The organism is Anoxybacillus sp. (assembly GCF_036834105.1).
Taxonomy (GTDB): Bacteria; Bacillota; Bacilli; order Bacillales; family Anoxybacillaceae; genus Anoxybacillus.
This window is the reverse complement of the sequence record NZ_DAITON010000004.1, coordinates 40,159-49,471: the sequence shown is the minus strand read 5'-3', so window position 1 is coordinate 49,471 and position 9,313 is coordinate 40,159. Positions and strand designations below refer to the sequence as shown.

The 9,313-nt window shown below is 39.1% G+C and carries 6 protein-coding genes; 5 read left to right on the top strand and 1 reads right to left on the bottom strand.

All coding sequences use genetic code 11. The features are described from left to right. Positions 1-135: 135 nt before the first annotated feature. Positions 136-1,110 carry a cation diffusion facilitator family transporter gene (locus V7Z64_RS01135; RefSeq protein WP_297987420.1) on the bottom strand — a complete coding sequence of 325 codons (975 nt, stop codon included), beginning with the start codon at positions 1,108-1,110 and terminating at the stop codon, positions 136-138. A 275-nt stretch (positions 1,111-1,385) separates the two neighbouring features. On the opposite strand from V7Z64_RS01135, the gene glgB reads away from it, so the two are divergent. Genes glgB through V7Z64_RS01110 form a run of 5 tightly spaced genes read left to right on the top strand, consistent with a single transcriptional unit; the run spans position 1,386 to position 9,266 of the window. Next, positions 1,386-3,311: a 1,4-alpha-glucan branching enzyme gene (glgB, locus tag V7Z64_RS01130; RefSeq protein ID WP_334109292.1), complete on the top strand. Its 1,926-nt coding sequence runs from the start codon at positions 1,386-1,388 to the stop codon at positions 3,309-3,311. Continuing rightward, a complete protein-coding gene (locus V7Z64_RS01125; RefSeq protein ID WP_297987422.1) occupies positions 3,259-4,431 on the top strand; it encodes a glucose-1-phosphate adenylyltransferase in 1,173 nt (390 codons plus the stop codon). The genes glgB and V7Z64_RS01125 overlap by 53 nt, the downstream gene beginning before the upstream one ends. Next, entirely contained in the window at positions 4,419-5,441 is a 1,023-nt protein-coding gene (locus V7Z64_RS01120; protein WP_297987424.1) for a sugar phosphate nucleotidyltransferase, read from the top strand. The genes V7Z64_RS01125 and V7Z64_RS01120 overlap by 13 nt, the downstream gene beginning before the upstream one ends. Further along, the gene (glgA, locus tag V7Z64_RS01115; RefSeq protein ID WP_297987426.1) at positions 5,438-6,892 is read left to right on the top strand and encodes a glycogen synthase GlgA; all 1,455 of its coding nucleotides are present in this window, start codon (positions 5,438-5,440) and stop codon (positions 6,890-6,892) included. The genes V7Z64_RS01120 and glgA overlap by 4 nt, the downstream gene beginning before the upstream one ends. Then, on the top strand, positions 6,879-9,266 hold the full coding sequence (locus tag V7Z64_RS01110) for a glycogen/starch/alpha-glucan phosphorylase (protein WP_297987428.1): 2,388 nt from the start codon (positions 6,879-6,881) through the stop codon (positions 9,264-9,266). The genes glgA and V7Z64_RS01110 overlap by 14 nt, the downstream gene beginning before the upstream one ends. Positions 9,267-9,313: the final 47 nt, after the last annotated feature.

The window sequence follows — 9,313 nt, the reverse complement described above, 5'->3', positions numbered from 1 at the left end:
GTTAAGACACCGCCCTTTCACGGCGGTAACACGGGTTCGAATCCCGTACGGGTCACTAATAAAAGTAGGGCTAACCTTGTAAGGTTAGCCCTACTTTTTTGTATTAGATGCATCGTTTTTCTCAACAAACTGACTTTAAAAGTCCGCTAAGTTATCCTCATTTTCGTACGGTTCACTCACGTCATTTCTCTTTTCTAAAAACTTTTTTCCATACTCGCCATGTTGATGAATAGATGGATGTTCCACCTGAACAGTTACATGAGAGAGATTGTATTTTTCCTTTAGCAGTTCATTAATAGCTAAAATGATGCAAAATGGCTGGATGCATTCGTTGATAAGAACATGCGCTGTTAAAGAATAATGATCGGTTGAAATGGCCCAAATATGCAGTTCATGTACATCTTCAACCCCTTCAACAGCGAGAATATCGGTGCGAATACGCTCGATGTCAAATTGAGGGGGCACGGCATCCATTAAAATAAAATATGATTCACGAACAATTTTTGCCCCGCCTATAAAAATAATAGTACCAATCACGATGCTAATAAGCGGATCGAACATATATAGCCCTGTAAAGTAAATGAGTATGGCTGAAATAATGACACCGATGGAACTTAATAAATCACCAATGAAATGCCATAATGCGCTTTTTACATTTAAATTTTCTTCTTCCTTTATGCTCCTACTTAAGACGATGGTTAATATGAGATTAACGACAAAACCGATCGTTGCGATCGTTAACATGAGTGAAAACTGAATGTTTTCAGGATGAATAAAACGACGAATCCCCTCAATGAAAATCCCAATAGCAATAATCACGAGCGCTAGGCCATTCAAAAATGACGCAATAATTTCAAAACGTAAATAGCCAAACGTGAATCTTTCATTGGGCGGACGGGAAGCTAAGTAAATCGCAATCATGCTTAAGCTTAATGCAATGACATCAGAAGCCATATGTGCCGAGTCTGACAACAAGGCGAGGGAGTTGGATAAAATGCCTCCAATGATCTCCACAATCGTGAAAAAAGTTGTTAATATCAATGTCGTCCAAAGCGCCTTTTTTGACGCAGTTTGTGCTTTCATATGTGGCAAGTGATGATAATCGTACATTATGCATTCCCCTTATTTAAATTTAATATTAAAAAATATAAATAATAATTACTATAAACTATTTTATATAATTATCATTTGCTACTCAAGTGATAATTATATGAACGTTCATATTGATTTTCATTTCGTCACATTTTTTATGTGATTTGTTGAACAATGTCGAAAAATATCTTAATTTTCTTACAGGAATTTTATATAGCCTTGTGTAATATATTCAGTACGTAATTGTTTTTGAACATTTTATTTCAGAAAGGGTGAGAAGGCGCTTGTTAACGATGAGTCCAACTGATTTGCAGATGCATTTATTCCATGAAGGAACATTTTATCAAAGTTATCAATTATTTGGCGCGCATTTAGTGAAACAAGATGGAACGATTGTCACTCGTTTTTGTGTATGGGCTCCACATGCTAAAGAAATTCGGCTTGTTGGAACGTTTAACAACTGGAACGGGGAACAACATAAATTAACAAAAATAAATGAACAAGGAGTATGGATGATTGTTGTCCATGAAAATTTAGAAGGGCATCTATATAAATACGAAATCATAACAAAAGATGGACGCACCTTTCTTAAAGCTGACCCATACGCGTTTTATGCAGAAGAACGCCCCAATACTGCCTCTATTGTATATGAATTAGATGGATATAAATGGAATGATCAGGCGTGGCAAAGGAAGAAAAAACGTAAACGGGTTTATGACCAACCTATGTTTATTTATGAAGTTCATTTTGGTACATGGAAAAAGAAAGATGATGGGCAGTTTTATACATATAGGGAGATGGCAGATGAGTTAATTCCTTATGTTGTTGAACATGGATTTACTCATATCGAGTTGTTACCACTTATTGAGCATCCGCTCGATCGCTCGTGGGGATATCAAGGAACAGGTTATTATGCTGCAACAAGTCGGTATGGAACGCCACACGATTTGATGTATTTCATCGATCGGTGCCATCAAGAAGGAATTGGTGTCATTTTAGATTGGGTCCCTGGACATTTTTGTAAAGATGCACACGGATTGTATATGTTTGATGGTGAACCGACGTATGAATATGTGAATGTGCAAGATCGCGAAAATATTGTTTGGGGAACGGCGAATTTTGACTTAGGAAAGCCGGAAGTGCATAGTTTCTTAATTTCAAATGCTCTGTTTTGGCTGCAGTATTATCATATTGACGGTTTTCGTGTCGATGCTGTTGCGAACATGCTTTATTGGCCGAACAGCGATGTGCTGCATCCAAATCCATATGCGATTTCATTTTTAAAAAAGCTGAATGAAGTTGTATTTGCTTTTGATCCAAGCGTGCTAATGATTGCAGAAGATTCAACTGATTGGCCGAAAGTAACAGCGCCGACGTATGATGGCGGGTTAGGATTTAACTATAAATGGAATATGGGCTGGATGAACGACGTGTTAAGTTATATGGAAACGGGCATGGGTGAACGAAAACATATGCATCACAAAATGACGTTTTCTCTACTTTATGCTTATACGGAAAACTTTATTTTACCTTTATCTCATGACGAAGTAGTACATGGAAAAAAATCGTTACTGAATAAGATGCCCGGCGATTATTGGGATAAATTCGCCCAACTTCGCTTGCTTTACGGCTATTTTATGACTCATCCAGGAAAAAAACTATTATTTATGGGTGGAGAGTTCGGACAGTTTGATGAGTGGAAAGATTTAGAACAACTCGACTGGGTGCTATTTGATTTTGATATGCATCGAAAAATGGATGATTACGTGAAATCCCTCACGTATTTTTATAAAAAACAAAAAGCACTATATGAATATGATCATGATCCAAATGGGTTTGAATGGATTGATGTGAACAACGCTGAACAAAGTATTTTTTCTTTTATTCGGCGCGGAAAAAAAGAGGAAGATACGCTAATTGTTGTTTGTAACTTCACAAATGTTGTATATGACAATTACAAAATTGGTGTGCCATTTCTGACATCATATCGGGAAGTATTCAACAGCGATGATGTGATGTACGGTGGTGCGGGACATATAAACAAAAAGCCACTTAAGGCATGTGAAGAACCGTATCACGGAAAGCCGTACCACATTCGAATGACGATTCCGCCGTATGCTATCACTATTTTACGGCCAACTAGAAAAAGAGAAGGGAAGGAAAGCTATGGTACGAAAAAAGTGCGTCGCTATGCTGCTCGCAGGGGGACAGGGAAGTAGGTTAAGTTCATTAACAAAAAATTTAGCTAAGCCCGCTGTGCCGTTTGGGGGAAAGTATCGCATTATTGATTTTACATTAAGTAATTGCGCCAATTCCGGTATTGATACAGTTGGCGTGCTGACTCAATATCAACCGCTAGAGTTAAATACGTATATTGGAATTGGTAGTGCATGGGATTTGGATCGAAAACATGGAGGGGTGGCCGTTCTTCCACCGTATGCAGAATCGTCTGAAATGCGGTGGTATAAAGGAACAGCAAACGCGATTTATCAAAATTTAAATTATTTAAAGCAATATGATCCCGAGTACGTGCTCATTCTTTCCGGTGACCATATTTATAAAATGAACTATGAGTATATGCTGCAATACCATATCAAGAAAAAGGCAGATGTGACGATTTCTGTTATTGAAGTGCCATGGGAAGAAGCGAGTCGTTTTGGCATTATGAACACAAATGAGGAGATGGAAATTGTTGAGTTTGAAGAAAAGCCAGCTCATCCGAAAAATAATTTAGCCTCCATGGGCATTTATATTTTTAAATGGTCTGTTTTAAAAGAATATTTGGAAATGGACAATCGCAACGATCGTTCGAGCCATGATTTTGGCAAGGATATTATCCCTTTACTTATCGATGAAAAAAAGCGACTTGTTGCCTATCCATTTAAAGGATATTGGAAAGATGTCGGTACAGTAAAGAGTTTATGGGAAGCAAATATGGATTTACTCGAAGATACCCCGGCATTAAACTTATTCGATCATACGTGGCGCATTTATTCTGTCAATCCGAATGAGCCACCGCAATATATTGCTCCATATGCGCAAGTAAAAGAATCTTTAGTGAATGAAGGATGCATTGTTGAAGGGTATGTAGAGCATTCTGTGTTGTTTCAAGGGGTGCACATTGCACAAGGTGCAACGGTAAAAGATTGCGTTGTTATGCCCAATGCGGTCATTGGAAAAAATGTATACATTGAAAAAGCAATTGTTCCACCGAACATAGAAATTCCAGACGGAACTTCGATTTATGCTAGTTCATCTGAAGGGGAAGTTATTCTTGTAACAGAGGGGCTTTTGGGACATTTTTCAGAGAGAGAGGATGAAAAGCTGTGGGAAAATTAATGCTTGGGGTCATTGATGCTACAACATATAAGAAGGAAATGAACGATTTAACGCTCCAGCGTTCGATTGCGGCTGTCCCGTTTGCTGGGCGTTACCGATTAATCGATTTTGTTTTGTCGAATATGGTGAACTCAGGTATTGAAAGTGTCGCTATTTTTCCAAAGTATCAATACCGCTCGTTAATGGATCATCTTGGTTCGGGGAAAAATTGGGATTTGAACCGAAAACGTGATGGATTATTTTTTTTTCCTTCGCCTGATCTTCCGATTTCCCATATCGGCTCGTTTCAACATTTTCAACAACATATTGACTACTTTTTGAGAAGCACGCAAAAATACGCTCTCATTTGCAATAGCTATACAGTGTGTAATATTGATTATGAAGAAGTGTTAAAGCGTCATATTACCAACCATTGCGACATTACCCGCATATGTGATCGTGGTCAATCACTTGATATGTTTATTTTAGAAACATCATTGTTGCTTGATTTAATTGCAAATCAACAAAACAATCGCTACCAAAGTATTGTCGACGTCGTCAATGATGAAACGAACGGATTAACGGTATGCGACTATGAATATAATGGGTACGTTGCGGTCATTGATAGCATCGAGCGTTATTTTCATCATAGTTTGGAGCTTCTTCAACCAGATGTGTGGAAACAATTGTTTTTAAAAGGGAGACCTATTTATACGAAAGTAAAAGATGAGCCACCGACAAAGTATACATCGCACGCTTGCGTTCGCAATGCGATGATTGCGAACGGATGCATCATTGAAGGAAAGATTGAAAATAGCATTATTTCGAGGGCAGTTAAAATCGGAAAAGGAACCGTTGTCCAAAATAGTGTCGTCATGCAAAAAAGTCAAATTGGAGAAAATTGTTACCTCGAGTATGTCATCATAGATAAAGATGCTCGTATTGGCGATGGCGTCCAATTGATCGGGACGCCGAAGCAGCCGATCGTCATTCGAAAAGGGACAATACAAGGAGCGCTGATGAAATCGTGAAAGTGTTATTTGTTGTATCAGAATGTGTACCATTTGTGAAAACAGGCGGTTTAGCCGATGTTGCTGGTGCGCTACCAAAAGAGCTGAAAAAGCTCGGAACCGACGTGCGTGTCATGTTGCCGAAATATGGATTGATTCCGCAACATATGCGTCAAAAAATGAAAAAAATAGCTGAACTCGTTGTTCGCGTTGGCTGGAGAAGGCAATATTGTGGAATTGAACAGTTAGAACATGAAGGAATCACATACTATTTCGTCGACAACGAATATTATTTTAAACGCGATTCATTGTATGGGCATTACGATGATGGCGAGCGTTTTTCATATTTTTGCCGGGCCGTTCTGGACTGTCTTCCGGTCATCGACTTTCAGCCAAATGTCATTCATTGTCATGATTGGCATACAGGAATGATCCCATTTTTGTTGCGTGAAGAATATATGAGAAATTCATTTTACGCACAGATGAAAACGGTATTTACAATTCATAATTTGCAGTTCCAAGGCATTTTTCCACGCGAAATTTTAGGGGACTTGCTAAATTTAAGCGACCGCTATTTTTCAATTGAACATTTAGAGTTTTACGGACATGTCAGTTTTATGAAAGGGGCGCTCGTCTCCGCACATCTGATCACTACTGTTAGTCCGACGTATAAAGAAGAGATTCAAACACCGTATTACGGTGAGCGGCTTGACGGACTGTTGCGTGCGCGAAGCTCACATTTAGTTGGTATTTTAAATGGGATTGATGATGAAATATATAATCCGAAAAAGGACCCATATATTGCAGTGCCATATGATGTGACGACGATTGCGCGAAAAAGCATAAATAAACGGGCGCTTCAACAACATTTTTCGTTACCGTCAGAGGAAGATGTTCCGGTAATTGCGATCGTTTCGAGATTAACAAAGCAAAAAGGGTTGGATTTGGTCAAATGTGTATTTCATGAAATCATTGCTGAACACGTGCAAATGATTATTCTCGGAACAGGAGAGTGGGAATTTGAACATTTCTTTCACGAAATGGCAATGACGTATCCGGATCGTGTGCGGGTATATATCGGTTTCTCGGAGCAGCTTGCCCATCAAATTTATGCCGGTGCTGATATGTTTTTAATGCCATCTCAGTTTGAGCCGTGCGGTCTTGGGCAGCTCATTGCGATGCGTTACGGGGCCGTGCCGATCGTTCGAGAAACAGGTGGGTTAAACGATACGGTGCAGTCATTTAACGAATTCACGAAAGAAGGAACAGGTTTTACGTTTAAAAACTTTAACGCCCATGACATGTTATATACGATTCACCGGGCTCGTTCATTTTATGAACAAAAAGAAATATGGGAAACAATTATGAAGCAGGCGATGAGTCGTGACTACAGTTGGGCAAAATCGGCATTCAAATACAATCAACTATACGACGAACTAATGGCTGGGAGTGGCATCTATGTTCACGAATAAGGAAGAGTTCAAACAAACGTTTTTAAAACGATTAGAAATGATGTACGGAAAACGTTTTTGGGAATCGACCGTTCTCGATCAGTACAATACGTTAGGACATATGATTCGCGAGTATATTAGTAAACATTGGATCCAAACGAACGAACGATACCGTGCTGAGCATAAAAAGCAAGTATATTATTTATCCATCGAATTTTTGTTGGGACGGTTGCTAGGAAGTAATTTAATGAATCTCGGCATAAGAGATGTTGTCGAAGAAGGGTTGAAAGAACTTGGTATTGAATTAAGTCATATTGAAGAAGTAGAAATTGACGCGGGACTAGGAAATGGAGGGCTCGGGCGCCTAGCTGCTTGTTTTTTAGACTCGCTTGCTTCGCTTGACTTGCCCGGGCATGGTCAAGGTATTCGATATAAGCATGGGTTGTTTGATCAAAAAATTGTAAATGGTTATCAAGTCGAACTCCCGGAACAATGGTTGCGTCATGGAAACGTTTGGGAAGTGAAAAAAGAGGATTTAGCGGTAGAGGTCAATTTTTGGGGGAAAGTGGAATGCTACGAACAAAACGGTCGGTTAACGTTTCGACATTATGATACGGAAAAAGTGATGGCCGTCCCTTACGATATGCCTGTTATCGGATATGATACGACGACTGTAAATACGTTGCGACTATGGAGTGCCGAGCCTGCCAAATTTCCGCTTCATAAGCATGTGATGCAGTATAAAAGGGAAACGGAAGCAATTTCTGAATTTTTATACCCTGATGACACAAATGATGAAGGGAAAATTTTAAGACTAAAACAACAATATTTTCTTGTTGCTGCAAGTATCGGGAGCATTGTACGTGATTATCGTCAGCGGTACGGACATTTACATCATTTCCATCGCCACGTAGCTATTCATGTGAATGACACGCATCCTGTATTAGCGATTCCAGAACTTATGCGCATCTTGCTAGATGAGGAAGGAATGGGATGGGACGAAGCGTGGCATATTACGACGAATACGATTTCTTATACGAATCATACAACATTATCTGAAGCGTTAGAAAAATGGCCAATCTACATTTTTCAACCACTTTTGCCGCGAATTTATATGATTGTGCAAGAAATTAACGAACGGTTTTGTCGTGATTTATGGAATCGATATCCTGGTGATTGGAAAAGGATTGAGGAGATGGCCATCATTGCCCACGGATTAGTGAAGATGGCTCATTTAGCAATTGTAGGAAGTTATAGTGTAAATGGGGTTGCGAAAATCCACTCTGAAATTTTAAAGCATCGCGAAATGAAATGGTTTTATGAGTATTTTCCAGAAAAATTTAATAATAAAACGAACGGTATTACACATCGACGTTGGTTATTAAAAGCTAATCCTCAACTTTCCACATTAGTTAGTGAAGCCATTGGAACGGAATGGGTGAAACAACCTGAGCAGCTCATCCAACTCAAAAAGTATGCAACGGATCACTCGTTTCAAGAGAAATTAGCAAAAGTGAAACACCACCATAAACAACAGTTGGCAAAATATATTTACGAAAAAACAGGGGTTGTTGTGGATGATTCGTCGATTTTTGATGTGCAAGTGAAGCGGCTGCATGCATATAAACGGCAGTTGTTAAATGTGTTGCATATTATGCATTTATATAATCGGCTAAAAGAGGATGAGCATTTTGACATGCATCCGCGCACGTTCATTTTTGGCGCAAAAGCATCACCGGGATATCATTATGCGAAAAGAATCATTAAGTTAATTAATTCCGTGGCGCAAAAAGTGAATGGTGATGAGCAAATTAATGGGCGATTAAAAGTCATTTTTTTAGAAAATTACCGTGTTTCGTTAGCAGAAAAGATTTTTCCAGCTGCTGATGTGAGCGAACAAATTTCGACAGCTAGTAAAGAAGCATCTGGAACGGGAAATATGAAATTCATGATGAACGGAGCGATTACGATTGGAACACTTGACGGGGCAAATATTGAAATTTTAGAGCGCGTTGGTCATGATAATATGTTTATTTTTGGGTTAACCGCGGAAGAAGTGTTGCATTATTATGCAAATGGCGGTTATCATTCGTATGAATATTATCATCATGATCAGCGCATTCATCAAGTGGTCAACCAACTTGTGAATGGCTTTTTCCCTGATGCATACGACCATTTTGAACCGATTTACGATTCGTTGCTCGCCCATAATGATCAATATTTTGTTTTGCGCGATTTTGCATCGTATGCTGATGCGCAACAGCGGGTTGGGACAACGTATGAAAATCGCAATAAATGGCTAGAAATGAGCGTCGTAAATATCGCTTGTTCGGGATATTTTTCAAGCGACCGAACCATTGAAGAATATGCTCACGACATTTGGCGCATTCACTAACAAAAAGGGATTGTGGCATTAGCCCACAACTTTCCGAAAGTAGCCGG